Source organism: Agrobacterium sp. CCNWLW155 (genome assembly GCF_036888815.1).
GTDB classification, from domain to species: domain Bacteria; phylum Pseudomonadota; class Alphaproteobacteria; order Rhizobiales; family Rhizobiaceae; genus Agrobacterium; species Agrobacterium radiobacter.
On the sequence record NZ_JBAKFW010000002.1, the window covers coordinates 795,620 to 819,876 of the forward strand.

The 24,257-nt window shown below is 60.8% G+C and carries 29 protein-coding genes; 19 read left to right on the forward strand and 10 right to left on the reverse strand.

The window, feature by feature from the left end; translation table 11 throughout:
- Positions 1-84: 84 nt before the first annotated feature.
- Together V6S97_RS12420 and V6S97_RS12425 are read left to right on the forward strand one after the other, a co-directional pair.
- The gene (locus V6S97_RS12420; protein WP_060723910.1) at positions 85-993 is read left to right on the forward strand and encodes a L,D-transpeptidase; all 909 of its coding nucleotides are present in this window, start codon (positions 85-87) and stop codon (positions 991-993) included.
- A gap of 155 nt (positions 994-1,148) precedes the next feature.
- Complete coding sequence (locus tag V6S97_RS12425; protein ID WP_003509381.1) at positions 1,149-1,874, forward strand: L,D-transpeptidase; 726 nt, start codon at positions 1,149-1,151, stop codon at positions 1,872-1,874.
- Between the two features lie 55 nt (positions 1,875-1,929).
- On the opposite strand, the gene V6S97_RS12430 is transcribed toward V6S97_RS12425, so the two are convergent.
- Positions 1,930-2,388, reverse strand: a complete 459-nt coding sequence (locus V6S97_RS12430) for a MarR family winged helix-turn-helix transcriptional regulator (protein WP_060723911.1) — start codon at positions 2,386-2,388, stop codon at positions 1,930-1,932.
- Positions 2,389-2,579: 191 nt separating this feature from the next.
- On the opposite strand from V6S97_RS12430, the gene V6S97_RS12435 reads away from it, so the two are divergent.
- The 3 genes from V6S97_RS12435 (at position 2,580) to V6S97_RS12445 (ending at position 4,216) form a co-directional block, all read left to right on the forward strand.
- Positions 2,580-3,002 (forward strand): organic hydroperoxide resistance protein, encoded by a 423-nt coding sequence (locus V6S97_RS12435; RefSeq protein WP_003509379.1) that lies wholly within the window; start codon positions 2,580-2,582, stop codon positions 3,000-3,002.
- A 109-nt stretch (positions 3,003-3,111) separates the two neighbouring features.
- A complete protein-coding gene (locus tag V6S97_RS12440; protein WP_107675233.1) occupies positions 3,112-3,495 on the forward strand; it encodes an MbcA/ParS/Xre antitoxin family protein in 384 nt (127 codons plus the stop codon).
- Positions 3,455-4,216, forward strand: a complete 762-nt coding sequence (locus V6S97_RS12445) for an RES family NAD+ phosphorylase (protein ID WP_035213464.1) — start codon at positions 3,455-3,457, stop codon at positions 4,214-4,216. The genes V6S97_RS12440 and V6S97_RS12445 overlap by 41 nt, the downstream gene beginning before the upstream one ends.
- A gap of 40 nt (positions 4,217-4,256) precedes the next feature.
- Here V6S97_RS12445 and V6S97_RS12450 read toward each other — a convergent pair whose 3' ends face one another.
- The 3 genes from V6S97_RS12450 to V6S97_RS12460 form a co-directional block, all read right to left on the reverse strand.
- Positions 4,257-5,771, reverse strand: a complete 1,515-nt coding sequence (locus V6S97_RS12450; protein WP_099085575.1) for an ABC-F family ATP-binding cassette domain-containing protein — start codon at positions 5,769-5,771, stop codon at positions 4,257-4,259.
- Positions 5,772-6,157: 386 nt separating this feature from the next.
- Positions 6,158-6,580: a YciI family protein gene (locus tag V6S97_RS12455; protein ID WP_003509369.1), complete on the reverse strand. Its 423-nt coding sequence runs from the start codon at positions 6,578-6,580 to the stop codon at positions 6,158-6,160.
- Between the two features lie 99 nt (positions 6,581-6,679).
- A complete protein-coding gene (locus V6S97_RS12460; RefSeq protein WP_003509368.1) occupies positions 6,680-7,126 on the reverse strand; it encodes a MarR family winged helix-turn-helix transcriptional regulator in 447 nt (148 codons plus the stop codon).
- 149 nt (positions 7,127-7,275) lie between these two features.
- Here V6S97_RS12460 and V6S97_RS12465 point away from each other — a divergent pair, with 149 nt between their 5' ends.
- The 3 genes from V6S97_RS12465 (at position 7,276) to V6S97_RS12475 (ending at position 9,402) form a co-directional block, all read left to right on the forward strand.
- The gene (locus V6S97_RS12465; RefSeq protein ID WP_003509366.1) at positions 7,276-8,004 is read left to right on the forward strand and encodes a DUF899 domain-containing protein; all 729 of its coding nucleotides are present in this window, start codon (positions 7,276-7,278) and stop codon (positions 8,002-8,004) included.
- A gap of 27 nt (positions 8,005-8,031) precedes the next feature.
- A complete protein-coding gene (locus V6S97_RS12470; protein ID WP_020813088.1) occupies positions 8,032-8,526 on the forward strand; it encodes a DUF1579 domain-containing protein in 495 nt (164 codons plus the stop codon).
- A 96-nt stretch (positions 8,527-8,622) separates the two neighbouring features.
- Positions 8,623-9,402, forward strand: coding sequence for a VOC family protein (locus V6S97_RS12475; RefSeq protein ID WP_003509361.1), 780 nt, complete (start codon positions 8,623-8,625; stop codon positions 9,400-9,402).
- A gap of 40 nt (positions 9,403-9,442) precedes the next feature.
- Here V6S97_RS12475 and V6S97_RS12480 read toward each other — a convergent pair whose 3' ends face one another.
- Positions 9,443-10,339, reverse strand: a complete 897-nt coding sequence (locus V6S97_RS12480) for a LysR family transcriptional regulator (RefSeq protein ID WP_129564561.1) — start codon at positions 10,337-10,339, stop codon at positions 9,443-9,445.
- 122 nt (positions 10,340-10,461) lie between these two features.
- On the opposite strand from V6S97_RS12480, the gene V6S97_RS12485 reads away from it, so the two are divergent.
- The 3 genes from V6S97_RS12485 to V6S97_RS12495 are packed head-to-tail and all read left to right on the forward strand — an operon-like array spanning position 10,462 to position 12,018.
- A complete protein-coding gene (locus tag V6S97_RS12485) occupies positions 10,462-11,184 on the forward strand; it encodes an SDR family oxidoreductase (RefSeq protein WP_020813086.1) in 723 nt (240 codons plus the stop codon).
- Between the two features lie 10 nt (positions 11,185-11,194).
- The gene (locus V6S97_RS12490; protein ID WP_003509356.1) at positions 11,195-11,671 is read left to right on the forward strand and encodes a carboxymuconolactone decarboxylase family protein; all 477 of its coding nucleotides are present in this window, start codon (positions 11,195-11,197) and stop codon (positions 11,669-11,671) included.
- Entirely contained in the window at positions 11,668-12,018 is a 351-nt protein-coding gene (locus tag V6S97_RS12495; protein ID WP_334426912.1) for an Atu4866 domain-containing protein, read from the forward strand. The genes V6S97_RS12490 and V6S97_RS12495 overlap by 4 nt, the downstream gene beginning before the upstream one ends.
- 56 nt (positions 12,019-12,074) lie before the next feature.
- Here V6S97_RS12495 and V6S97_RS12500 read toward each other — a convergent pair whose 3' ends face one another.
- On the reverse strand, positions 12,075-13,646 hold the full coding sequence (locus tag V6S97_RS12500) for a helicase HerA-like C-terminal domain-containing protein (protein ID WP_107675239.1): 1,572 nt from the start codon (positions 13,644-13,646) through the stop codon (positions 12,075-12,077).
- A 314-nt stretch (positions 13,647-13,960) separates the two neighbouring features.
- On the opposite strand from V6S97_RS12500, the gene V6S97_RS12505 reads away from it, so the two are divergent.
- The gene (locus V6S97_RS12505) at positions 13,961-14,356 is read left to right on the forward strand and encodes a hypothetical protein (protein ID WP_003509338.1); all 396 of its coding nucleotides are present in this window, start codon (positions 13,961-13,963) and stop codon (positions 14,354-14,356) included.
- Positions 14,357-14,363: 7 nt separating this feature from the next.
- Here V6S97_RS12505 and V6S97_RS12510 read toward each other — a convergent pair whose 3' ends face one another.
- Positions 14,364-14,795, reverse strand: a complete 432-nt coding sequence (locus tag V6S97_RS12510; RefSeq protein ID WP_003509337.1) for a winged helix-turn-helix transcriptional regulator — start codon at positions 14,793-14,795, stop codon at positions 14,364-14,366.
- Between the two features lie 103 nt (positions 14,796-14,898).
- Between V6S97_RS12510 and V6S97_RS12515 the strand changes: the two genes are divergently transcribed.
- The 3 genes from V6S97_RS12515 (at position 14,899) to V6S97_RS12525 (ending at position 17,342) form a co-directional block, all read left to right on the forward strand.
- Positions 14,899-15,657, forward strand: coding sequence for an SDR family oxidoreductase (locus V6S97_RS12515; RefSeq protein ID WP_065694901.1), 759 nt, complete (start codon positions 14,899-14,901; stop codon positions 15,655-15,657).
- A gap of 70 nt (positions 15,658-15,727) precedes the next feature.
- Positions 15,728-16,534, forward strand: coding sequence for a helix-turn-helix transcriptional regulator (locus V6S97_RS12520; protein WP_060723920.1), 807 nt, complete (start codon positions 15,728-15,730; stop codon positions 16,532-16,534).
- Between the two features lie 196 nt (positions 16,535-16,730).
- Positions 16,731-17,342: a LysE family translocator gene (locus V6S97_RS12525; protein ID WP_080865982.1), complete on the forward strand. Its 612-nt coding sequence runs from the start codon at positions 16,731-16,733 to the stop codon at positions 17,340-17,342.
- Positions 17,343-17,367: 25 nt separating this feature from the next.
- Here the strand turns inward: V6S97_RS12525 and V6S97_RS12530 are convergent, their stop codons facing one another.
- Both V6S97_RS12530 and V6S97_RS12535 read right to left on the reverse strand, forming a co-directional pair.
- Positions 17,368-18,195, reverse strand: a complete 828-nt coding sequence (locus tag V6S97_RS12530) for an aldo/keto reductase (RefSeq protein ID WP_003509331.1) — start codon at positions 18,193-18,195, stop codon at positions 17,368-17,370.
- Between the two features lie 111 nt (positions 18,196-18,306).
- The gene (locus V6S97_RS12535) at positions 18,307-19,233 is read right to left on the reverse strand and encodes a bestrophin family protein (RefSeq protein ID WP_003509330.1); all 927 of its coding nucleotides are present in this window, start codon (positions 19,231-19,233) and stop codon (positions 18,307-18,309) included.
- A gap of 187 nt (positions 19,234-19,420) precedes the next feature.
- Here V6S97_RS12535 and V6S97_RS12540 point away from each other — a divergent pair, with 187 nt between their 5' ends.
- A complete protein-coding gene (locus V6S97_RS12540; protein ID WP_003509329.1) occupies positions 19,421-20,128 on the forward strand; it encodes a helix-turn-helix transcriptional regulator in 708 nt (235 codons plus the stop codon).
- 48 nt (positions 20,129-20,176) lie between these two features.
- Positions 20,177-20,545, forward strand: coding sequence for a VOC family protein (locus tag V6S97_RS12545; protein ID WP_003509328.1), 369 nt, complete (start codon positions 20,177-20,179; stop codon positions 20,543-20,545).
- Between the two features lie 138 nt (positions 20,546-20,683).
- Here V6S97_RS12545 and tam read toward each other — a convergent pair whose 3' ends face one another.
- Entirely contained in the window at positions 20,684-21,454 is a 771-nt protein-coding gene (gene tam, locus V6S97_RS12550) for a trans-aconitate 2-methyltransferase (RefSeq protein WP_003509327.1), read from the reverse strand.
- Positions 21,455-21,791: 337 nt separating this feature from the next.
- On the opposite strand from tam, the gene V6S97_RS12555 reads away from it, so the two are divergent.
- Both V6S97_RS12555 and V6S97_RS12560 read left to right on the forward strand, forming a co-directional pair.
- A complete protein-coding gene (locus tag V6S97_RS12555; RefSeq protein WP_003509326.1) occupies positions 21,792-22,673 on the forward strand; it encodes a branched-chain amino acid aminotransferase in 882 nt (293 codons plus the stop codon).
- A gap of 169 nt (positions 22,674-22,842) precedes the next feature.
- A partial coding sequence (locus V6S97_RS12560; protein ID WP_334426925.1) for a methyl-accepting chemotaxis protein occupies positions 22,843-24,257 on the forward strand: 1,415 nt, incomplete at its 3' end.

Consider the following 24,257-nt stretch of genomic DNA (forward strand, 5'->3'; position numbering starts at 1 on the left):
ATTTTTTTTGAAAAGCCGACGCCAGCTTCGCGCCAGCCGCACGGTTCATCATGACGGTAGATTGGATTCCATGAAGCGGTTCAGATGATAGCACTCCTTTTGAAAAATGGTCGCCGGGCGGCCTCTCTGGTCGGGCTTGCGCTGCTGCCTCTAATGAGCGGCTGCCTTTTCGTGACGGATACGACCCGGATGGACCCTGACGTCTTCGTCAGGGAAACGGCGCCGGTGTTCAACTTCAATTCCGTCAGCTCCAATCGCCAGCCGGAACTGCCGCCGCAGCCGGGCCAGCTTTCGACGCGCCCGCCGGATCTGTTCAGAACCCGCTTCCATCAGGAATACGGCCCGCCGGTGCGCGGGCAGGGGCTCAATGCGCCGCAGGTGCAGGGTTTTAACGCGCAGCAGCCGCAGGGCCAGACGATGGCCTATGGCCTGCCTGTCTCCAATCCGCTGCATCGGGTCATGTATGGCCCTATCCGCGACGAGGACCGCTCGCTGCCCGCCATTCCCTATGGTCGCATCGATTCGCGTTATCTCCGGCAGGAAGTCAGTTACCAGACGGCGGAAGCGCCGGGCACCATCGTCGTCGATACCAGGCAGCATTTCCTTTACCTCGTGCAGTCCGGCGGCAAGGCGATCCGTTACGGTGTTGGCCTCGGGCGTGACGGTTATGCCTGGTCGGGCCGCGGCAAGATCCAGTGGAAGGCGAAATGGCCGCGCTGGACGCCGCCCGATGAAATGGTCAAGCGCCAGCCGGAACTCGCCTCCATCTCCGCCGCCAATGGCGGCATGACGCCTGGTCTCAACAACCCGCTCGGTGCGCGCGCGCTTTATATTTTCAAGGACGGCAAGGACACGCTTTACCGCGTGCATGGCACGCCGGACTGGCAGTCCGTCGGCAAGGCAACGTCCTCCGGCTGCGTGCGCATGCTCAATCAGGATGTGATCGATCTTTACGAGCGCGTGCCCCAAGGGGCGCAGATTGTGGTTATCTGAACACGTTCTAAAAGAAAGAGATATGGGACCCATTCCGCCAGCACCTTGTGACTGGCTTTTAGCGGTCGGTTAACTATTTTCGCAATACGCATGACACGGAACAAATGACGTACAACGGCGATATAGCCGTTCGAAATGTGGGACAAACCGGCCTTATGACAAGCACCGACACAGATCTTTCCAGACGCACCTTCCTTTCCCTTCTCGGCCTTTCCTCCGCTTCGCTTCTCGCAGGCTGCGCCTCATCGGGCACGGGAGACGCCATCCGCCAGCAGGCGAGCGCCATCGGCAGCGATTTCCGGCAGATGTTTTCGCCGGGCGTCAGCGATGCGGAACTGGCCGTCATGTACGGCTCGGTTGAAGATGGCGGTTACGTCATTCCCGCCGTACCCTATCAGAAAATCGACCGGCGTTATTACCGCCAGCGGGTTGTCGATCCGACCGGCGAGCGCCCCGGTACCGTTGTCGTCGATACACGCTCGCGCTTCCTTTATGTCGTGGAGCAGGGCGGCAGCGCCATGCGTTACGGCGTTGGCATCGGCCGCGATGGTTTCGCCTGGTCGGGCGAGGGCGTCATCCAGTGGCGTCAGAAATGGCCGAAATGGACCCCGCCGGATGAGATGGTCGCCCGCCAGCCGGAACTGGTCAAATATTCTTCCAAGAATGGCGGCATGCCACCGGGCCTGAAGAACCCGCTCGGTGCCCGCGCGCTCTACATCTTCCAGAACGGCAAGGACACGCTTTACCGTCTGCACGGCTCGCCGGAATGGAACTCCATCGGCAAGGCCGTCTCCTCCGGTTGCGTGCGCCTGATGAACCAGGACGTCATTGACCTCTACGACCGCGTACCGCAGAAGGCGCGTGTGGTGGTGTGGCAATAAGCCGAAAACGCTTCGAATAAAAAGGCGGCCCTGTGCCGCCTTTTTCTTTTTTGGGTTAGGGCCGGGTGAGGCTGTCCTTCAGCGCATTCACCCGGTCGCGAATCTGCACCAGTTCCTCCAGCCCGCAGCCGGTGGCGCTGCCGATCGCCGCCATGATCTTCACGCCCTCTTTTTTGAGGTTCGCGCCCTTGTGCGTCAGGGCCACCAGCACCTGCCGCTCATCCACGGTGCCGCGCTTGCGGGTGATCAGCCCGGCATGTTCCAGCCTTTTCAGCAATGGCGACAGCGTGCCGGAATCAAGGCCCAGCATTTCGCCAAGCGCCTTGACGGTGGACGTCTCCTTTTCCCACAGCGCCATCATGACCAGATATTGCGGATAGGTCAGCCCGATAGGATCGAGCAGCGGCTTATAGGCGCGTGTGAAGGCGTGTGCCGCGCCATAAAGGGCAAAACATATCTGCTGGTCCAGCCTCAACAGGCTTTCCATCTTCTTCTCGTCGCCCTCTGCGTCCATTTTCGTGCTCCAAAATCAACCGGGGAGGGAACAATCAGCCCCCGCTTTCGGTTCCTGCCGCATGGATGCGCGGCGAAATTTCGTGAAAATTATCGCAAAAAACGATTTCGTATTCAATGTGCAAAATTATATTGCGCACAATTCAATTGTTCGCTATAAGAACTCAACACCAACCCGAAGGAGTAAATGTCATGCCCATTCTCTACACGACCAAAGCATCTGCCACCGGTGGCCGCGCCGGCAACGCCAAGTCGGAAGACGGCGTTCTCGACGTTACGCTGACCGTTCCGAAGGAACTGGGCGGCGATGGCGCCCGTGGCACCAATCCGGAACAGCTTTTCGCAGCCGGTTATTCCGCCTGCTTCCTGGGCGCGCTGAAATTTGTCGCCGGCAAGGAAAAGGTAAAGATTCCTGAAGACACGACTGTGACGGCAACCGTCGGTATCGGCCCGCGCGAAGATGGCGGCGGTTTCGGCATCGAAGTGTCGCTGAAGGCAAATATTCCGGGCGTCGAGCGCGAAGTCGCTGAAAAGCTGGTTGCTGCCGCTCACATCGTCTGCCCTTACAGCCACGCCATGCGCACCTCCACGGAAGTGCCGGTCTCGGTGGCCTGATCCAATCCGCGTGAGCAATTCCAAGTAAGCAATGGGGCCGGGTTTATCCCGGCCTTCTTGTTTGTGGAAAGAAATATGCTATATTCTTTCCAAGGAAAGGATGTGCGCCATGAATATTCACGCCAAGACCGCCATGGATCCTGCAGCGCAGGGCAGGGTCGTCACCAAGGCCGTTATGACCGCTGCCGAGCGGCTGGGTCTGAATGCCGCCCGCACGGCGGATATTCTCGGTGTTTCCGCGCCTACGGTGTCGCGCATGAAGCGGCTTGATTTCCTGCTGGAGCCGGGTGCCAAGTCCTTTGAACTTGCGGTGCTGCTGATCCGGGTCTTTCGCTCGCTGGATGCGATTACCGGCGGCGATGAGGCGGTGGCCAAAAACTGGCTGCGCAATCACAATACGGCGCTTGATGCCGTGCCTGCCGAGAGGCTCACCACCATTACCGGATTGATCGATGTCCTCTCCTATCTGGACGCCCGACGCGCTCCTGTCTGAAAAACGCACCGCATCGGGAAAATACTGGCGGCTGGTGGAAGCGCAGCATCAGGTATCCACCATGAAACTGGTGGATACGGTGGAGGAGCAATCGCTGCTGGAAGATATTCTGGAGGCGAGTAAACGGCCGTTTCCGCCGGAATGCGCCGGCTTCGACTATCTTCTTGCCACGCCCTTCCGTTATGGCGCCGCCTATCCGCACGGCTCGCGGTTCCGCCGGGCGGGCTTTACCGAGGGCGTTTATTACGCCGCCGCGAAGGTGGAAACGGCGCTTGCCGAAATGGCCTTCTACCGGCTGCTGTTTTATGCGGAATCCCCCGGCACGCCGCTGCCCGCCAATCCCGCTGATTACTCCGCCTTTGCCGCCCGTATCGCTACCGATGCGGCGCTGGATTTGACGAAACCGGAACTGAGCCGGGACGAGGCGCTGTGGACCGATCTGCAAAATTACGAGCCATGCCAGGCGCTGGCCGAGCAGGCGCGTCTGGCGAAGATCGAGACGATCCTTTACCGCTCGGTGCGCGATCCCGCTGGCGGCCTCAATATTGCGGTCCTGTCGCCAAAGGCCTTTGCCGAAAAAATGCCGGTGGAGCGGATGAGCTGGCGCATCCGCCTGTCGAAAACCGGGGTGCAGGCGCTGTGCGAATTTCCGATGCGCAGGACGGGGTTTGCGGTCTCGGATTTCGCCGGTGATCCACGCCTCGCCAGCCTGTTGGGCTGACGGGCGTTTTGCTTGTTTTACCTCGGCCCTTTGAGGACAATCAAGCCGAGGCGAAAAACGCTTCGGGATCGTCGACTTCCACCAGCCTGCGCTTGTTGATCAGCCAGAAACGGGTTCCGACCGCCCGCACGAAACTTCTATCGTGCGAGACGAACACGCAGCTGGCCTCACGGCTGATGATTTCCGCCTCCAGTGTTTCCTGCCCGTCTATATCAAGATGGTTGGTGGGTTCGTCCAGCAGGTAGAAATTCGGCTCCGCCAGCCGCAGCGCCAGCATGGCAAGCCGCGCCTTCTGCCCACCGGAAAGCGTTGCGATGCGGCGTTTCTGCATTTCCATGTCGATGCCGGCGCCGGCGAGCAGGCCGTGGATGCGCTGGTCGCCAATGTCAAAGCGACGGGTCATGAACGCCGCCGGCGTGCTGTCGTCGTCGATTTCGGCAAGCGACTGATCGACATATCCGGCCACCAGCGAGGGCGTGGCCTTGATGCCCTCCTGTATCTGCCCCACACCCGATACCGCCGCCTGCAGAAGCGACATCAGCCGCGTCTTGCCGACGCCGTTGCGGCCGAGAATGACAATGCGGTCGCCCTGGCGGACAAATTGCCGGCCGGTGCGAAACAGCACTGTTCCGTCCGGCGTCGAAACGGGGACATCTTCCAGCGTCACCAGAACCTTGGCATGGGTGCCGCGATTGGCGAGCTGGATCTTGCCGGCGGAACGCTCGGCATAGGCGGGCCGCGCCTTCTCCTCCAGCTTTTCGGCGCGCTGGCGCAATTGCTTGGTCTTGACGGTCAGAAGATCGCTGCCGGAATTGATGCCGATGTTGTTGAGCTTGGCGGCCTGCCGGCGCAATTGCTGCGCGGTTTTCATGTCGCGCTGGAAACGCCGCTCATCGGCGGCATCCTCCTCTTCCAGTGCTAGCCGCGCATGGCCGTAGGGCAACCGGAACAGCGCCGAATTTTCCGGCCGCAGGAACAGCGTGGTCTTCGTGACATTGTCGAGAAAGGCGCGATCATGGCTGACGATGATAACTGCGGTATCGCGCGGCAATTCAGCGAGCCAGTTTTCCAGCACGTTGATTTTTTCAAGGTCGAGATGGTTGGTCGGTTCATCGAGCAGGAGGACGTCAGGCTCGGTGATCCATGCCCGCGCCAGCATGGCCAGCCTCTGCCAGCCGCCGCTCAGCTCTTTCAGGCGGCGCTCGCGGAACGGCTCCGGCACCAGCATCGCGTCGAAAATAATGTCGGCGCGCCAGCTTTCACTGTCGATCGTATCCGCCGGCAGGGCGGAAAGCACGGCATCCCGCATCGTCTGTTCCATAAGCCGGGAGGGCAGGTGCTGGTGGACGATGGACTGCGTCAGCCCGCGCAGCCGGGTGATATCGCCGCTGGTGGCGTCCAGCTCACCGGCAAGGCAATTGAGCAGGGTGGATTTGCCGCAGCCATTGGCGGCGACGATGCCGATGCGATCCCCTGCATTCACGGTGAGGCTGAGATTGGAAAAAAGCGGCTTGCCCAGAATGATTCCGAGGTTTCGAAGCGTGATGATGGTCATAATTTGTCTCTGGCGAAACGGACCCGCGACGAACCGTGGTCTGCGGCAATGCAGTACGGGGTTTCGGTTCGGGATGATCCGTCGTGAAAACATGCGCAACGGCAGACAAGCTGCATTCTGCGCGGCCTTTTGGGCAAACCAGAGTTTTGGTGTTCCGGTCAGCCCTGCAAACGCGTCTGCAGGGCAAAAAGGTGGCAGAGCTGACGATTGCGCCAGAAGCAGGAAATATCCATGCGAAGCCTCCTTTCTTGAAACGGGTTGAACCGCTCCACCATTAACAGCGGTGGTTGTTCGAGGCAATGGTTTTTGGAGTAGGACGCCGTGCGGGAGAATGCGGCAGGCCCGCACTCTCCTGTTTCAATCCGGCTCTCGACCTTGAGCGGCTTTTACTGCTTCGCGACACGCGCGCGCAGCTCTTCGACATGGGCAGCGATTTCAGGCGTCACTACATCGCCGAAATCCTCCATTTCGAACATCGGGCGGATTTCGATCTCGCTGCGCTCCAGCATCGGGTTCGGGCAGCGTTTCACCCATTCCACGGCCTCGTCCATATCCTTCACCGTCCAGATCCAGAAACCGGCGACCAGCTCGTTGGTATGCGGGAAGGGGCCATTGACGACAGTGCGGCTGTCGCCGTCAAAAATGACCCTCTTGCCCTTGGACGACGGGTGCAGGCCGTCGCCGGATTGCATGATGCCGGCGTTGACCAGTTCCTCGTTGAATTTCCCCATTGCCTCCATCAGCTCAGTCGTGGGCATGACGCCATCTTCGCTGCTCTTGGTGGCTTTTACAAAAACGATAACACGCATGATCTTTCCTCCTTGATCGCGTTTTCCGTAGTTTCGCTCCCCGGCACGACGGCCAGATGACATTCTTGTCGACAAAAGTGGCGCTATGCCGGCTTCCCGTCAGCCGAGATCGATAAGATCGCGGCGCAGGCGGTCGGGGTCGCCGCTGCCGATGCGGGCCTCGATTTCGGCATGGGTCTGTTGCCAGATGGGGAAGGCGGCGGTGAGCACGGCCATGCCTGCGGCCGTCAGCCGCAGCCGCTTGCCGCGCTTGTCCTTCGGATCCTGCTCGATGCTGACCAGCCCGCGCCGTTCCAAAGGCTTCAGCGCCGCCGTCAGCGTCGTGCGGTCCATGGCCAGAAGATTGGCGACCGGCCCCATCGGCGGCGGCTCCGGCCGGTTGAGCGACATCAGCAGCGAAAATTGCCCATTGGTGATGCCGACCGGCTTCAGCGCATTGTCGAAAAGCCGCGCCAAAGCCCGCGCCGCACGCTGCGCATGCAGGCAGAGACAGGCGTCCCGCACGAAAAGAGTTGTCGAAAAAGGAATCACGCTGGCGTTTGACATGGGATAAATATGTTGATATCAACCTAATTAGTCAAGCGGAACTTGATGCTCCGCAGACTGTTAATTGCCTTTCAGCACAGAAATAGGCGGTGCCCTCCGTAAAAGCGGAGCGGTGCCGTGGTGAAAGACGGATCCAAGGAGGAAAGATCATGTCTCATCCCGTCGTTTCGAAGGAGGAGTGGCTTGCGGCCCGCCGCGATCTGCTGGTGAAGGAAAAGGAACTGACCCGAGCCCGTGACAGGCTGAACGAGGCCCGGCGCTCGCTGCCCTGGGAAGAGGTGACGAAGGACTATATCTTCGACGCGCCTTCCGGCCCCAAATCGCTACAGGAACTGTTCGGCACCTGCAGCCAGCTGATCGTCTACCACTTCATGCTGGCGCCGGACTGGGAGGAGGGCTGTGTCGGCTGCTCTTTCTTTGCCGATCACGTCGATGGCGCGCTGATCCACCTCAAACATGGCGATGCGGGTTTCGTCGCGGTGTCGCGCGCGCCGCTTGAAAAGATCGAAAGCTACAGAAACCGCATGGGCTGGAAATTCCCGTGGGTTTCCGCCGAAGGCAGCGATTTCAACTATGATTATCAGGCCTCGTTCCGCGACGAGGATATGACCAAAGGCGAAATCACCTATAATTACCGTGACATGGCGCCCTATGGCGACCTGAAGGACCTGCATGGCATCAGCGTTTTCGCCAAGGGCGATGACGGCAAGATCTACCACACCTACTCCACTTACGCCCGCGGCGCGGAGCAGACGCTCGGCACGCTGATGCTGCTCGATCTGGTGCCAAAAGGCCGTAACGAAGAGGAGGTAATGGATTGGGTGCGCCGCCACGACCAGTATGAGGACGCACCGAAGGCGGCAGCCTGCTGCCACTGAAAACTGACGGACGAGGAGGAAACGAAAATGGAAATGGAAATCGCCAAGCCGCAGAAGGAACATGAATTCCTGAAGAGGATCGTCGGAGACTGGGTCATGACCTCCAGTTCCGGTCATGAGGACTACAATGCCGACGACCCGTCGCAGCAATTCACCGAGACCGTCCGCTCCGTCGGCGGTTTGTGGATCATCGGCAACGGCACCGGCAAGATGCCTGACGGCACGGATATGACAGCCGTGATCACGGTCGGTTTCGATCCGGCCAAGGGCAATTTCGTCGGCACCTGGGTGGGGTCGATGATGACCAATCTCTGGGTCTACAAGGGCTGGCTGGAAGAGGACGGCAAGACCCTGACGCTGGAAGCGGAAGGCCCCGCCTTCGACGGCTCCGGCAGCACCGCTACCTATCACGACGTGCTGGTGCTGCATGATGATAATCACCGCAGCTTTTCCGGCAGCGTCAAGCAGCCGGACGGCACATTCAAGACCTTCATGACATCGGAATTCCGACGCAAGGCCTGAAGCCCTGCCGGAATTTCACCTGAGCACCAGCGCCGCCGCGTCCTGCGGCGGGCAATGGCCGACACACACCCGCCAAAACCTCCATAGGAGACGACAATGTCCGATACACATGGAAAATTCATCTGGGTCGAGCTGATGACGCCCGACATGGAAGCGGCAGCCCGCTTTTATGGTCATGTCGTCGGCTGGCAGACCAAGGATTTCGGCTCGCCGGAAATGCCCTATCTGGTGCTGGAGGCCGATGGCAAAGGCATGGGCGGCGTCATGGAACTGACCGACGAGCACAAGGGCCAGGGCATTCCCCCGAACTGGACCGCCTATGTCGATGTCGACGATGTGGACGCCACGGCGAAACAATTCGCCGAAAAGGGCGGCGCGATCAGACGCCCCCCGCAGGATATTCCCGAAATCGGCCGCTTTGCCGTGGTCGCCGATCCCTTTGGTGCGGTGCTCTGTATCATGACGCCGCTGCCGATGGAAACCGGCGGTTTTCCCGAGGATATGCAGGAAAAGCAGGGCCATGTCGGCTGGCATGAACTCTTCACCGATAATGTTGATGAGGCCATGGCCTTTTACGGCGATGTATTCGGCTGGACCAAGGACCATGATTTCGACATGGGCGACATGGGCCCGTACCGCATCTTCGCCTATAAGGGCAAAGCCGTCGGCGGCATAATGAAACGCATGCCGCAGGTCCCCGTCTGCCATTGGGGTTATTACTTCAATGTGGATGGCATCGATGAAGCCATCACCCGCGTCAGCACCGGCGGCGGCAAGGTCGTCAACGGCCCGATGGAGGTTCCCGGCGGAAGCTGGATCGTCAATTGCGTCGACCCGCAGGGCGCCTATTTCTCGCTGGTTTCGCAGAAGAAATAGTCCTGTTTTCTGATGATCTGCCGGGGCTTTCTCCGGCAGATCACCGCTCTCTCGACAGGCGGACGTGATCGATAAAGGCGCGCAGCTTCGGCGCAAGGTTACGACGGCTGGGGTAATAGAGATAAAATCCCGCAAAGGTCGGGGAATGGTCCTCCAGCATGGAAACGAGTTGCCCGCTCTCCAGATAGGGGCGGAACGTTTCTTCCATGCCGAAGGTGATGCCCGCGCCGGCGCAGGCCAGCTTGATCATCAGCTGCATGTCGTTGGTGGTGAAATCAGGCTCCACCGCCACCGCAAATTCGCGGCCGTTTTCGGAAAATTCCCACCTGTATGGCGCCACACCCGGACGGGGTCGCCAGCCGATACACCTGTGATGGATCAATTCGCGGGGCTGCACTGGCAGACCGAAGCGGTCCCGATAGCCAGGGGAGCAGACGGCGAGCTGCCGCTGCGGAGCGGAAACCGGAACGGCAATCATGTCCTGCGCGATCAGTTCTCCAAGACGCACGCCGGCATCGTAATGTTCGGCGACGATATCGAATTCCTCGTCCGTCACGACGATATCAAGCTGCACCTCGGGGTGCATGTCCGCAAAGCTTGCAAGCAATGGCCCGGATAAAAAACGCTCGGCAATCGAGGAAACGGCAAGGCGCAACTGCCCGCGCACGGCGCCGCTCAGGGAAGATGCAGCATTGGCTGCCTGGACGAGATTGCCGATGGATGGCGACACATCCGCATAAAGCTGCTGCCCCGCTTCCGTCAGGCTGACGCTGCGCGTCGTGCGCTGTACCAGCGCTATTCCCATTGTCTCTTCAAGCTTGCGGATGGTCTGGCTCACGGCGGACCGGGTTATGCCGAGCCTGTCCGCGACAGCCCGGAAGTTGCGCTCGTCGGCAACCATGCAGAATGTGGAAAGCGCGTTGAGATCGATGTTCATTGGTTAGAAATTCTATCCATTGAGGTTATGATTGAGGCGGTTATCACGACAATGCCCAAGCTTTATCTTGTCCGCAACGGTCGCTTTCAGAAAAAGCGGGCCGTAACACCAAGGAGAAAGCCATGACATTGAACAAAGTCGTTCTCATCACAGGTGCATCGAGCGGGATCGGTGAGGGTATCGCAAGGGAACTGGCGGCCGCCGGGGCGAGGCTGGTGCTGGGCGCGCGCCGCATGGACCGCTTGCAGGTGCTGGCCGAAGAATTGCGCGGGAAGGGTGCCGAGGTCGTCGCCCATCCGCTTGATGTTACGGACAGACAGAGCGTCGAGGCTTTTGCGGAGGCCGGACGCAAGGCTTTCGGGCAGGTCGACGTCATCGTCAACAATGCCGGTATCATGCCGCTATCGCTGATGTCGTCGCTCAAGGTCGATGAATGGGACCGGATGATCGACGTCAACATCAAGGGCGTGCTTTATGGCGTCGCCGCCGTTCTGCCCGAGATGACCGCCCGCGCATCCGGCCATATCATCAACATCGCTTCCATCGGTGCGCTCGCCGTTTCACCCACGGCGGCCGTTTATTGCGCGACGAAATTTGCGGTGCGGGCGATTTCGGACGGGCTGCGGCAGGAAAACCGCGACCTGCGCGTCACCTGCATTCACCCCGGCGTGGTGGAAAGCGAACTTGCCCACACCATCACCGATCCGGCCGCTGCGGAGCTGATGCAGACCTATCGGGCCATCGCCTTGAAACCCGACGCCATCGGCCGCGCGGTGCGCTACGCCATCGAGCAGCCAGATGATGTCGACGTCAATGAAATCGTCATCCGACCCACCGCTGCCTGAGGAGGCCGACATGAAAGCGATTTTTCCAACCGTGCTTGCGATTACAATGCTTGCGGGAAGTGCCGCCGCCATCGCCAATCCGCAGCGTCTGGATGACAGGCTGCGGCGTGGTGACGACGTCATCCGCAGCCTCAACAATGGTCGGCCCCAGGCCAATCTGGAACGTTTGCGGCAGGAGTTTCCTTTCCTCGCTGAAGCGACCGAAGGTTACGCCCTGGGGGAGGTGTGGTCGCGGCCGGGACTGGATAACCGGACCCGCCAGCTGGCCGCCGTTGCGGTCATGGCGGCCCTTGGCGAGCGGGATCTGATGAAGGTCCACGCCGGTTATGCACTCAATGTGGGCGCAACCGACGAGGAGCTGAAGGAAATGATCTATCTGATCACGGTTCCCGCAGGTTTTCCCAAAGCCATCGCCGCATCCCGGACGCTGGCTGAGCTGTTCGAGGAGCGCCGCGATAACGCCGCATCGGGAGGGCAAAGGCAATGAACATTGTTTCGACATCCGTCGCGCTTCTGCTCGCAACGGCGTCCACCGATACGGGTTCCCGCAAAACGAGTAACGCCATGGACGTGAACATGACCGAAACGGCTCAAATCCAGAACCACCCTTATATCGGCATGTGGGTCACCGGTGATGGCCATGTTCGTCAGGAGCTTTTGCCTGATGGTCGTTATGACGAGGCGCGGGGCAACCGCAAAAGCGCCTATCAGGGGCGATATGAGGTGAAGGGAAACCATATCGACTATTGGGACGATACCGGTTTTACGGCCGACGGCGAATTCGTCGACGACATTCTCTATCACGGCGGCATGATCTTCTATCGCCAGAAGTAACCGCTGTGCCAATCAAGCGCCGCCCGCCCCATCGGGAGCGGGCGGCGTGCTTGTTTCTATCGCTTCAAACTACCCAAAATCCCGCGCACGATGGCGCGGCCGACGGATGTGGCGACCGAACGGGCGGCACTTTTCATCGCCGCCTCGATTACCGTTTCGCGCTGGTAACCCGTGCGGCGGGCGCCGCCATTGCGCGAGCCAGTGGATGCCGGTGCGGGTTCTTCATCGCCGAAGCCGGGCAGACGCCAGCGGCCGGAAGCGCTTTCGGACTGGCTGGAGGCGTTTTCCTCCTCCGCGCGCTTGGCGGCTTCCGCGTCCGCCGCCTTCTGGGCGCGGGCAGCGAGGATTTCGAAGGCCGATTCCCGGTCGATATCCTTGTCATATTGGCCGGCGACGGGGCTAACATCGATCAGCGACCTACGCTCCGCATCCGTCAGCGGTCCGACACGGCCGGAAGGCGGGCGCACGAGGGTGCGCTCGACGATGGAGGGCGCGCCCTTGTCATGCAGGGTCGAGATCAGCGCCTCACCGGTGCCGAGCGTGGTGATGGTGTCGGCGGTGTTGAAGGCCGGGTTCTGGCGGAAGGTGTCGGCCGCCGTGCGCACCGCTTTCTGCTCGCGCGGCGTATAGGCGCGAAGCGCATGCTGCACGCGGTTGCCGAGCTGGGCAAGAACGGTTTCCGGCACGTCGAGCGGGTTCTGCGTCACGAAATAGACGCCGACGCCCTTGGAGCGGATAAGGCGCACGACCTGTTCCACGCGTTCCACCAACACCCGTGGCGCATCGTTGAAGAGCAGATGCGCCTCATCGAAGAAGAACACCAGGCGCGGCTTTTCCGGGTCGCCCACCTCAGGCAGTTCTTCGAAGAGTTCCGAGAGCATCCAGAGCAGGAAGGTGGCGTAAAGGCGCGGGTTCATCATCAGCCGGTCGGCGGCGAGAACCGAAATGGTGCCGCGCCCGTCCGTGCCCACGCGCATGATGTCGGCGATCTTCAGCGCCGGTTCGCCAAAGAAATTGGCCGCGCCCTGCTGTTCGAGAACCAGCAGCCCGCGCTGCAGCGAACCGACCGAGGACTTGGAAATCAGGCCGAACTGGTTGGAAAGCTCCGATGCGTTTTCGCCCATATAGTTCAGGAGCGATTGCAGGTCTTTGAGATCGAGCAGCGGCAGCCCGCCCTGATCGGCGATCTTGAAGGCGATGTTGAGCACGCCTTCCTGCGCTTCCGAGGCATCCATCAGCCGGGCAAGCAGCAGCGGCCCCATTTCGGCGATGGTGGCGCGCACGCGATGGCCTTTTTCGCCGTAGAGATCCCAGAAGATGACGGAGGATTTACCGTAGGAAAAATCGGTGAAGCCGATCTGTTCGACGCGTTTCTGCACCCAGTCCTTGGCTTCGCCTTCCGCCGCGATGCCGGAAAGGTCGCCCTTGATATCGGCGCAGAAGACCGGCACGCCGGCCTTGGAGAAACCTTCGGCAAGAACCTGCAACGTCACGGTCTTGCCCGTTCCCGTCGCGCCGGTGATCAGGCCGTGGCGGTTGCCGAATTTCAGTTCCAGATATTCGCCCTTGTTCAGGCTGTCGTCCGGATTGCGGCTGGTCCCGATATAGAGCTGTCCGTCCTGCAACATCGACCATTTTCTCCTGCGGCTGATGCATGACCCTTAAAATCGCGCCGGATTTTGTAAAAGTCATGTCCGAATTAAAAGCGTAGCTGGCATGCGGTGACCGTTCCTCGCGAAAGCGGCCTTTTCATAGTTTGGTTGTGATGATCTTATAAGGACAGTTTCAAGGCGCAACAACTGCTTGATGCCGATGAGGAAAAACCGCTTGATGAAAGTTGCCGCACCTGTTCGTGGCCGCTTGAATGCAGCATGAGATTGTTTTACGTTGACGTTAACGTCAGTTATTCGATGTTGGCGTCGTTTTTCAACAGGAGGCAAGAATGAACGAAGTCGTGGATCAGATCGCCGTAAAGGCGGGGATCGACCCTGAACTGGCTGAAAAGGCCGTTGGCATGATTCTCGGTTTTCTCCAGCGCGAGGCCGCAGACGGCCCGATCGCGCGGATGATCGAAGCCATTCCCGGCGCCAGCGATCTGGTGGCGCAGTATAATGGCGAGGGTGCCGGCGGCGGCGGCGGTCTGCTCGGCGGCCTGATGAGCGCCATCGGCGGCGGCGGCATCATGGGTCTCGGTCAGCAGCTGATGAGCCAGGGCCTCGGCATGAGCGAGATTTCCACGCTCGCCAAGGAAACCATCTCCGTTGCCCGCCAGCATGCGGGCGATGAGGTTGTCGATCAGGTGATCGCCTCGGTTCCGGGTCTCAGCCAGTTCGCCTGAGGCGAAGCTACTCCATCGCGGGGCGCGGCGGCTGTTCATTGAACAGGCGGCGCGCCTCTTCTATTTCGGCATGGTGCGTTTCCGCCCATATCCAAACGCCGCAAAAGGCGCTGCCCAGCGTGCGGCCGAGGTTCGTCAGAGCGTAATCCACATGCGGCGGAATGACGGGGTGCACGGTGCGGCGCACCAGCCCGTCGCTTTCCATCTGCCGCAGTGTTTTCGTCAACATCTTCTGGCTGATATTGCCCACCAGCCTGCCGATCTGCGTGAAGCGCAGCGTGCCGTGCTCTTCCAGCACTTCCAGAATGAGCATCGTCCATTTGTCGGCCACTTTCGCAATGATGTCCTGAACCAGCGCCTCTATCGCCGGATCGGTATCCGTGGGCGGCGGAACCTTGCGCCGGTTCTCGATGGCCGGGTCGGCCGCGTGCCGTTTCATCTTACACTCTCCATTGGGTAAGTATAAATCTTTTGGGTGCCTACTTTCGATTGGAGAGTATCATAGCTAACTTCCTTTCAGCCAACAAGCAAAGGATGTTCCAATGAAAATCACGGGCAATACCATTCTCATCACCGGCGGTGGTTCGGGCATCGGCCGGGCGCTGGCGGAAGCGTTTCATCAGGCAGGCAACAGGGTCATCATTTCCGGCCGCCGCCAGGCTGTGCTCGACGAGGTGACGGCCGCCAACCCGGGCATGGCCTCGATGGTGATGGATGCGGCGGACGCCGTGGGCATTCGCGCATTTGCCGACGCGCTGGTGAAGGCCCATCCGACCCTCAACGCCGTCATCAACAATGCCGGCATCATGCGGCCGGAAGACATTGCCGCCGCACCGGATTATCTCGATACGGCCGAAGAAACCATCGCCACCAATCTCCTCGCGCCCATCCGCCTGACGGCTGCGCTTCTGCCGCATTTCCTAAAGCAGCCCGCCGCCACGGTGCTGACTGTCTCGTCGGGCCTCGCCTTCGTGCCCATGGTGCTGACCCCCACCTACAGCGCCACCAAATCCGCCATCCATGCCTATTCGGTTGCGCTGCGTGAGCAGCTGAAGGAGACGCCGGTGGAAGTCATCGAAATCGTACCGCCCTATGTGCAGACGACGCTGATGGGCGAGGGGCAGGCGAGCGACGAAAGGGCGATGCCGCTCGACGCCTTCATTTCCGAGGTGATGGATATTCTTGAAAATCGTCCGGATGAGAATGAAGTGGTGGTGGAACGCTGCAAGCCGCTGCGTTTTGCCGCGCAGAACGGCAATTTCGATCAGGTCTTTGCCATGATCAACCATATGCATCCGTAAGCGGCAACGTCTGTCGCATGGGGGCATCCTGTGATAGCGTCGCGCTCTTTTCTGCGGAGCGCGCGCTTTCATGGGCCAAGGCCAGTTCCTGATGCCGAAAACCAGCATGCCCGGCGTCGTCGCCGTGGTGGCGGACAGCGATCGTTCTTTCCCGCGCCACATGCATGATCAGTTTGGCATCGGCCTCATCGAACGCGGCGCGCAGAAATCGCTTTCCGGTCGTGGCATGGTGGAGGCCGGCGCCGGCCATGTCATCACCGTCAATCCGGGCGAGGTGCATGACGGCATTCCGCTCGGGGCGGGCGGCCGCGCCTGGCGGATGCTTTATCTCGACATCGATATCGTCCGCGACGCCATTGCCGATGTCTGCGAGAAGGATCGAGGTTCTTTCGAATTTGCCTATCCCGTCGATGCAAGGCCGCTAGCAGCCCGGTTCTGCGCTGTCTTTTCTGCGATGACCGCAAGGCAGCGGCCGGGCGAAACCCTGCATGGCGACGAGGCCCTGCTGATGCTTCTGGCGGGTGCGATGGAGGTGGCTGCCAAACCGCGCGAAACTACCGCACTCGACAGCATAAGACGGGCGAAAAGCAGCATCGACGATGATCCCGCCCGGCCGTTCCGCCTCGCCGATCTGGCGAGCGAGGCCGGCATGAGCCAGTTCCGCTTCCTGCGTGCTTTCGCCAAGGCGACGGGGCTGACGCCGCACAGCTATCTTCTCCAGCGGCGCATGCATCTGGCCCGGCATGCGCTGGCCAGCGGTACGCGGCCTGCCGAGGCGGCCTTTGCCGCCGGTTTTACCGACCAGAGCCATCTGAACCGGTTTTTCGTGCGGCAATTCGGCGTGACGCCGGCGGTTTATCGGGCGGCGTTTTCGTAGATGCTTTCTCCACCCTCATTCCTGTGACAAGCACAGGAATGAGGGAGAGTGGGTTGGCCCAGCCCCTCAGCCCGCTGTTACCGCGCGAGCCTCCGAGCCTCCGAGCCTCCGAGCATCAGCTCTGCAATTTCGTCCAAGACACCCACCCCACGCGCCATCATGCTCCTGTCCTCCACCCACAGGACATACCCGCACCATGACACCCGAATTCCTCATCACATCCTTCATCGTCGCCGCTTCTCCGGGAACCGGCGTGGTCTACACGCTGGCCGCCGGTCTCTCGCAGGGGGCGAGGGCGAGCGTGATTGCGGCCTTCGGCTGCACGCTCGGCATCGTGCCGCATCTGCTCGCCGCCATCACCGGCCTTGCCGCCATTCTGCACACCAGCGCGCTGGCCTTCGGCATCGTCAAATATCTGGGGGTCGCCTACCTCATCTACATGGCGTGGAATACGCTGCGGGAAGACGGTGCGCTGAAGATCGATGATACCGGGGAGCCGCAGAAGGCCGCCCGCGTCATCGGCGAGGCGATCCTCATCAATCTCCTGAACCCGAAACTGTCGATCTTCTTTTTCGCCTTCCTGCCGCAGTTCATCGCGCCGGATGAGGCTTTGCCGACATGGCGCATGATCGATCTCGGGCTGATCTTCATGGCCATGACGTTTCTGGTCTTTGCGCTTTACGGCTGTTTTGCCGCCTCAGTCCGGCGGCAGGTGATGTCACGCCCGGCGGTTCTCGCCTGGCTGCGGCGCAGCTTCGCCGCCGCCTTTGTGGCGCTGGGTGCGAAGCTGGCCCTGACCGAGCGATGAAACCGAACCGGACTGCCCCGCCGGCTTAGTCGTCCCAATCGGGTGCGAGGTGGCCGGGGCTGACGATGCGGCCGTTCGGTTTGGCCAGCGCGTGGATGGCCTGCATTTCCTCTTCCGTCAGCGCGAAATCGAAAATGTCGAAATTCTCCTTGAGGCGGCTTTCAGTCGCCGTCTTGGAAAGCGCCACGATATCCGGCTGCTGCACGGCCCAGCGCAGGGTCACCTGCGCGGCGGTCTTGCCATGCTTTGCGCCGATGTCCTGCAGCACGGGATCGTTCGGCACCCTGCCATCGGCCATCAGATAATAGGCCGTCACCGACATCCCGTGTTTGCGCGCGGCCGAAATCACCTTCGTCTGGTCGAGATAGGGGTGATATTCGATCTGGTTGGTGGCAAGCGGCGTGTCGGAAAGTTTCACTGCTTCTTCGGTCAGCGCCACGTTGAAGTTGGAAATGCCGATATTGCGCACCTTTCCGGCCTTGCGCACCGCGTTCAGCGCGCCCATGCGCTCGGCAAGCGGCACATCGCTCTTCGGCCAGTGCAGCAGCAGGAGATCAACATAGTCAGTCTTCAGTTTTGCAAGGCTTTCATCGACGGAGGCGAGAAAATCGTCGTGACGAAAGCGATCCACCCAGACCTTGGTGGTGAGAAATATATCGTGGCGGGAAATGCCTGACTGAGCGAGGACCTCGCCGACGGCACCCTCGTTCTTGTAGATCTGCGCGGTATCGACATGGCGGAAACCGAGTTTCAGCGCCTCCGGCAGAATGCGCCTGACATCGTCTTCCGGAATGCGGAAGGTGCCGAAACCGAGGGCGGGAATATTCGCGCCATTGGCGTTGACGTGATACATGGATGTCTCTCCTGTTTGCTGAAAACATGGTCGGCGGCAGATGCCGGGCGGGGAAGCCGTCTTTCATTAACTGGTGTCCGCGCGATCGGTTTCAACCCGGCGGCGACGATATCACATCAGCACATAATCCACCGGGCGCGGGTCGGCCGGCAGATCGGTCTCGCCCATCGCCTCGCGCAGATTGATCTCGATGGTGGTGGCAAGCGCATTGATCGGCAGGGCATTGAGGCCGGTGCCGAATGGGTCTTCCAGCTCGTCGGACAACGCGTCGAGACCGAAAAACGTATAGGCGATCAGCGTGCTGGTAAAAGGCGTGGCCCAGCCGAGCAGATCCGTGAAACCGAACGGCAGCAACAGGCAGAAGAGATGCGCGGTGCGGTGAAGCAGCAGCGAATAACCGAAGGGAACCGGCGTCTGGCGGATGCGCTCGCACGAAGCCTGCGAGGCCCCCATCTGCTGCACGGTGGCGTCCAGCATCTGCAGCTGGATATCGCTGATCTGCCCCTTGCCATGAGCGGAGACGACAGCGCCGGATATTTCGCGCAGCAGCATGTCCGGTTTGTTGCGGCTGCGGGCATAGATCTCCGAAAGGTCATCCGGAATGAGGTTGGCGGCAGTGGCGGTCGCATCCCCGGGGCGCAGGTGCGAGACCAGCGCGTGGCAGAAGGCGATTACAAGATCGGTGATCCGCCGGCGGGTTACGGGATCGGCTACATCCTGCCGGCCTTCCAGCATGGCGGTCTGTCGCGAAAGCGTGCGGGCGACGGTGATCAGCGCGCCCCATTGCTTGCGGGCTTCCCACCAGCGGTCGTAACAGGCATTGGCGCGAAAGCCGAGGAACACCGAAAGCGCGATGCCGAGCAGCGAAAAGGGCGCGCCGTTCAACGCCTGCACCAGATCCGGCCGGTCCTTGTGCGCCCAGACAACCAGCGTCGACAGCAGGAACACCGCAAGCACCTGCGGAAAGATGCGGACGATGATGGAACCGCGCACGATGAGGAAAAGCTGCAGCAGGTTCGGTTTTGGACGAACGATCATGGCGGAAACTCGAAATGCCTGTGGTGGGTGAGGGGGCGTGAATATCCCTGACCATATCTACATGATGGCGGCGCGGCCTTGTCCACCCTTTTTTGCGTGGTTGCACCGGGCGGCTGGCGGCGTTACGCGTCTATCGCCGGGATCGTCAACAGTACGATCCGACTATGCGGGTGGAAGGAAATGTCGCGTGTCGCGCTCACAACGGCTTCTTGATCTCTTGCAGATCCTGCGCTCCCACCGCATGCCGGTCAGCGGTACGGCCCTTGCCGCGCAGACCGGCGTCAGCCTGCGCACGCTTTACCGCGATATAGCAACGCTTCAGGCGCAGGGTGCTGACATCGAGGGCGAAGCGGGGGTGGGTTATGTGCTGCGACCCGGTTTCCTGTTGCCGCCGCTGATGTTTTCGCAGCAGGAGATCGAGGCGCTGGTGCTCGGCTCGCGCTGGGTGGCGGGCCGCGCCGATGCCGGGCTGGCCGAGGCCGCCCGCGCCGCACTCGTCAAGATCGGCGCCGTGCTTCCCGATGCCCTGCGCGAGGAACTCGATAATTCCACCCTGCTCGTCGGGCCGGGGCAGGGCCTCGCCGCCATCCATGTCGATCTGGCGGCCATTCGCGATACGATCCGCAAGGAAAGCAAGGTCGTCATCACCTATCGCGATGAAAAGGGAGACGTGACGGAGCGGGTGATCTGGCCCTTCGCACTCGCTTTTTTCGATCTGGTGCGGGTGGTGCTGGGCTGGTGCGAGACGCGGCAGGACTACCGCAGTTTCCGGGCCGACCGCATCGAAGATTTCCGTCCTCTCGACAGCCGTTATCCGCGCCGCCGCCAGGCCCTGCTGAAAGAATGGCGCGAAAGGGAAAAACAGCGGCGGCGGCATCATGCTGACAAAAACTGACAGTAGCGGGGTCTAGAAACCGTTCATCCGCAACACAGGAGAACAGCCATGATCCACCCCGATTTCACCATTCTCTACGTCGACAACCCGCCGGCCAGCACCGAATTTTACAAGGCTCTGCTGGGTGCGGAGCCGGTGGAATCCTCACCGACATTTTCCCTCTTTGTCCTTGCCAACGGCATGAAGCTCGGCCTGTGGTCGCAGCATACCGTGGAGCCGAAGGCATCGGTCGCGGGCGGCGGCGGCGAGCTCGCCTTCCGTGTCGAAAACGACGCAGAGGTGGATGAGACTTTCGCCAGCTGGAAGGCAAGAGGCTTCGCCATGCTGCAGCAGCCCGCCAAAATGGAGTTCGGCTACACCTTTACCGCTGCCGACCCCGACAACCACTGTCTCCGGGTCTATGCCTTTGCAGGTTAAACATTGGCGTTTAGGCCGGTTGGCTAGATAAGCCTGCGGCCGTCCACGCTTTCTGCATTCCGCGCTCTCCTCATCCCTGTGACAAACACAGGAATGAGGGCGGTGGGGGATGCGTCCACCTGCGACAATCTCACGTCCTTACTTCTTCACCGCCACCACAAAAAGCCGGGGAAAACGCAGCAGCAACCGGCCGTCCGCCATCGGCGGATAGGCCTCCTTGATGCGCCGCGTGTAGTCGGCGAGGAAGGCTTCGCGGTTTTCCTCGCCGGCGGCGGCGAGATAGGGGCGCAGGCCCGTGCCCTTGACCCATTCGACGATGCTTTCCGCATCCTTCATCGGATGGTTATAGACGGTGTGCCACACATCCACCCGCGCGGATTTCGGCGTCAGCGCATCGAAATAGTCCGAAGGGGGAGGCAGGGGTTTGCGGCGCAGGCTGCCGTCCGCAAAGCTGTCCTTCCAGGCGCCGTTCGCTCCGGTCTCCTCCATGGCGCGATGCGTCGGCTCCTGCAGATTGTCAGGCATCTGCACGGCCAGAACGCCGCCGCTTTCCAGCTGGTCCATCAGTTGCGAAAGAACGACGAGATGATCCGGCACCCACTGAAAAACGGCATTGGCGTAAAGCAGGTCTGCCTTCTGCGCCGGCTTCCATTTTGCGAGGTCGGCCTTGCCGAAGCGGGTGGTCGGCAGCCGGTCCGCCGCCTTTTCCAGCATGTCGTCGTCGCTGTCGATGCCGGTAATGACGTTGACGCCGTAACGGTCAGTCAGAAGCTCGGTGGAATTGCCGGGGCCACAGCCAAGGTCATAGCCATTCAGCACCCGCTCCAGCGGCACATGGGCCAGGAGATCCCGGGCGGGGCGTGTCCGTTCGTCTTCGAATTTCAGATATTGGTGGGCGGACCATGCCATGGTTTTCCTCCTGCGGACTGCCGTCAGATCGTCAGCATCGCATGGGTGAAATCGCCCCGCCATCATCGGATCGATGAATTATTGTGATGAATCTATTCATCAACCTTTTGTTTCACCTCATAAAACATCTTTGTCGGGCCGTCGCTTTGTTATTTTCCATCAAAATCAGAAATCGCGGCAATTAAAACTTGACCTCGTCAGGGGAGAGGCATTCACTCCGGCCGATTTCCAGCACATCCCAGGTTGAGCGCGCGTAGCGTTCCTCATCCGGTAATGCATCAGAACAAAAAGACGGAGCGTTTTCAGTTGACGGAAACGCTTGAGACAGGAGACCATCATGAGCGTCGATACCGCACCCCGATCAACCACCTGGACCTATGTTGACGGTCAATGGCTGCCCGGCAATCCGCCGCTCATCGGCCCGACCTCGCACGCCATGTGGCTGGCGTCGACGGTGTTTGACGGCGCGCGCTGGTTTGATGGCGTCGCTCCCGATCTCGATCTGCACTGCCAGCGCGTCAACCGCTCTGCCGCCAATATGGGCATGAAGCCGACGATGACGGCGGAGGAGATCGAGGCGCTGGCGCTGGAAGGCGTCAACAGGTTCGACGGCAAGATGGCGATCTATATCAAACCGATGTACTGGGCCGAACACGGCATGCCCGGCAGCGTTGTCGCGCCGGATGCCAGTTCCACCCGTTTTGCGCTGTGCCTTTTCGAAGCGCCGATGGATGCCGGCAAGCCGCTGACGCTCACCGTCTCGCCGCTGCGCCGTCCTTCGCCGGAAACCGCGATGACCGACGCAAAGGCCGGCAGCCTTTACCCCAATAGCGGCCGCGCCATTCTGGAAGCCCGCTCGCGCGGCTTCGACAATGCCCTGATGCGCGACATGAACGGCAATGTCGCCGAGTCCGCTTCGGCCAACATCTTCATGGTCAAGGACGGCGTCGTCTTCACCCCGGTTCCGAACCGCACCTTCCTGGCCGGCATCACCCGTTCGCGGGTGATCGGCCTTCTGCGTCAGGCCGGTTTCGATGTCCGTGAGGCGACCCTGTCGGTCGAGGATTTCCGCGAGGCCGATGAAATCTTCTGCTCGGGCAACTATTCCAAGGTTTCGCCTGTCGTGAAGCTGGATGATCGCGAGTTGCAGGCAGGCCCGGTCGCCCGCAAGGCGCTCGATCTTTACATGGACTGGGCGCGTCTCGGCGCAGACGTCTGAGATCGGCAATCATCTCGTAAAGAGGCCACGGCGGGCATTCGGCCTGCCGTGGCCATGCTTTTCTGCGGTGCAATATTTTCCCCAAAAAGACGGGGGGAATTTAATCCAATTTTAGACAAACGAACTGTAGTTTGCGGCATCTTCACCTCCGGCTAACGAGGGCCGCCAGATGTCTTTCAGCATTCGTAATATACTTGTGGGATTTTTCCTTACCATCAGCCTTGCGCTGGCCGGTTTGGTCGGCAACGAATTGTGGCGCTCGGTCAATCGCGCCGGCACCTTTTCCGAGGTCGCGCAACTCGCCTCGCTCGACAAGCTTCTTTTCAATGCGCTTTTGAATTTCCGCAGTGAACGTGGCGACAGCGCCACGGCGTTGACGCTCGATCCGTCAAAGTCGGCCGGCAGCATCGCCAGCGTGCAGGCGGCACGCCAGAAGGTGGATGCCGCCATGACGGCATTCCTCACACAGTCTTCATCGCTCGAAAACACGCAGCTGCAAGCGCCGCTCAAGCGTGTGAAAGATGTTTACGCGCAGTTCGTCGAGCTCAGAAAAAAGGTTGACGCCAATGTTTCGCAGCCGCTCGACCGGCGCGAAAGCGGGCTCGACAAGACGGTCATGACGCTCGGCGGCGATTTCCTCGCCTCGCTCGAAGGCGGTTCGACGGCACTTGAAGGCACTGTCCGCTCCCTCGATCAGGGTCAGACCGGTTTGATCCAGCTGCGCTCCTATGGCTGGTCCGCCCGCGCACTTGGCGGCAGCGCCACCGTCATTCTCAACGGCGCCGTCGCCCAGAACCGGCCGCTCACCGCGCAGGAAATGCAGCAGCTCGGCGCAGCCGATGCCGGTGCGGCTTTCGCGTGGAAAGCGACCGGCGATCTGGTCGCGCATGAATCGACGCCGCAGTCGCTCAAGGACATCTACGCCACCGCGGACAAGACCTATTTCAAGGGTGATTTCAGCACCCAGCGCACCAAGCTCATCGACGACCTGAACAACGGCCGCACGCCTGCCTTCACCATGGATAGCTGGCGCACCACCGTCACCGAAAATCTCGGCACGATTGCGAAAATCGCGTCCGCCGCCATGGATGTTCTGGATGCCAATGCCGAAAAGGCAAAACAGGGTGCCTTTATCGATGCGATGATCTATCTCGCCGTCTTCGTCGTCACACTGGCGCTCTGTATTCTCGCACTTGCTGTCATCGTCGGCCGCGTCACCCGGCCGATCAGCCGCCTGACCAACGCGATGATGGAGCTTTCGGGCGGTAATCTTGCAATCGATGTCGCCGGTGCAAAGCGTTCCGACGAGATCGGCGAGATGGCCCGCGCCGTGGAAATCTTCCGCGAGGCGGCAATCCGCAACAAGCAGCTGGAGGCAGAAGCCGTCGCCAACCGCGAGCGGGCCGAGCGGGACCGTATCGAGCTGCAGCAGCGTGCCGAGGCTGAGGCCGAAGAACGGCTCAATCAGGCCACGGGTTCGCTAGCGGGCGGCCTTCGCCGTCTTGCTTCCGGCGACATGGTCTGCGAGATCGCCACGCCGTTCGCTCCGCAATTCGAGGCGCTGCGCCACGATTTCAACAGCTC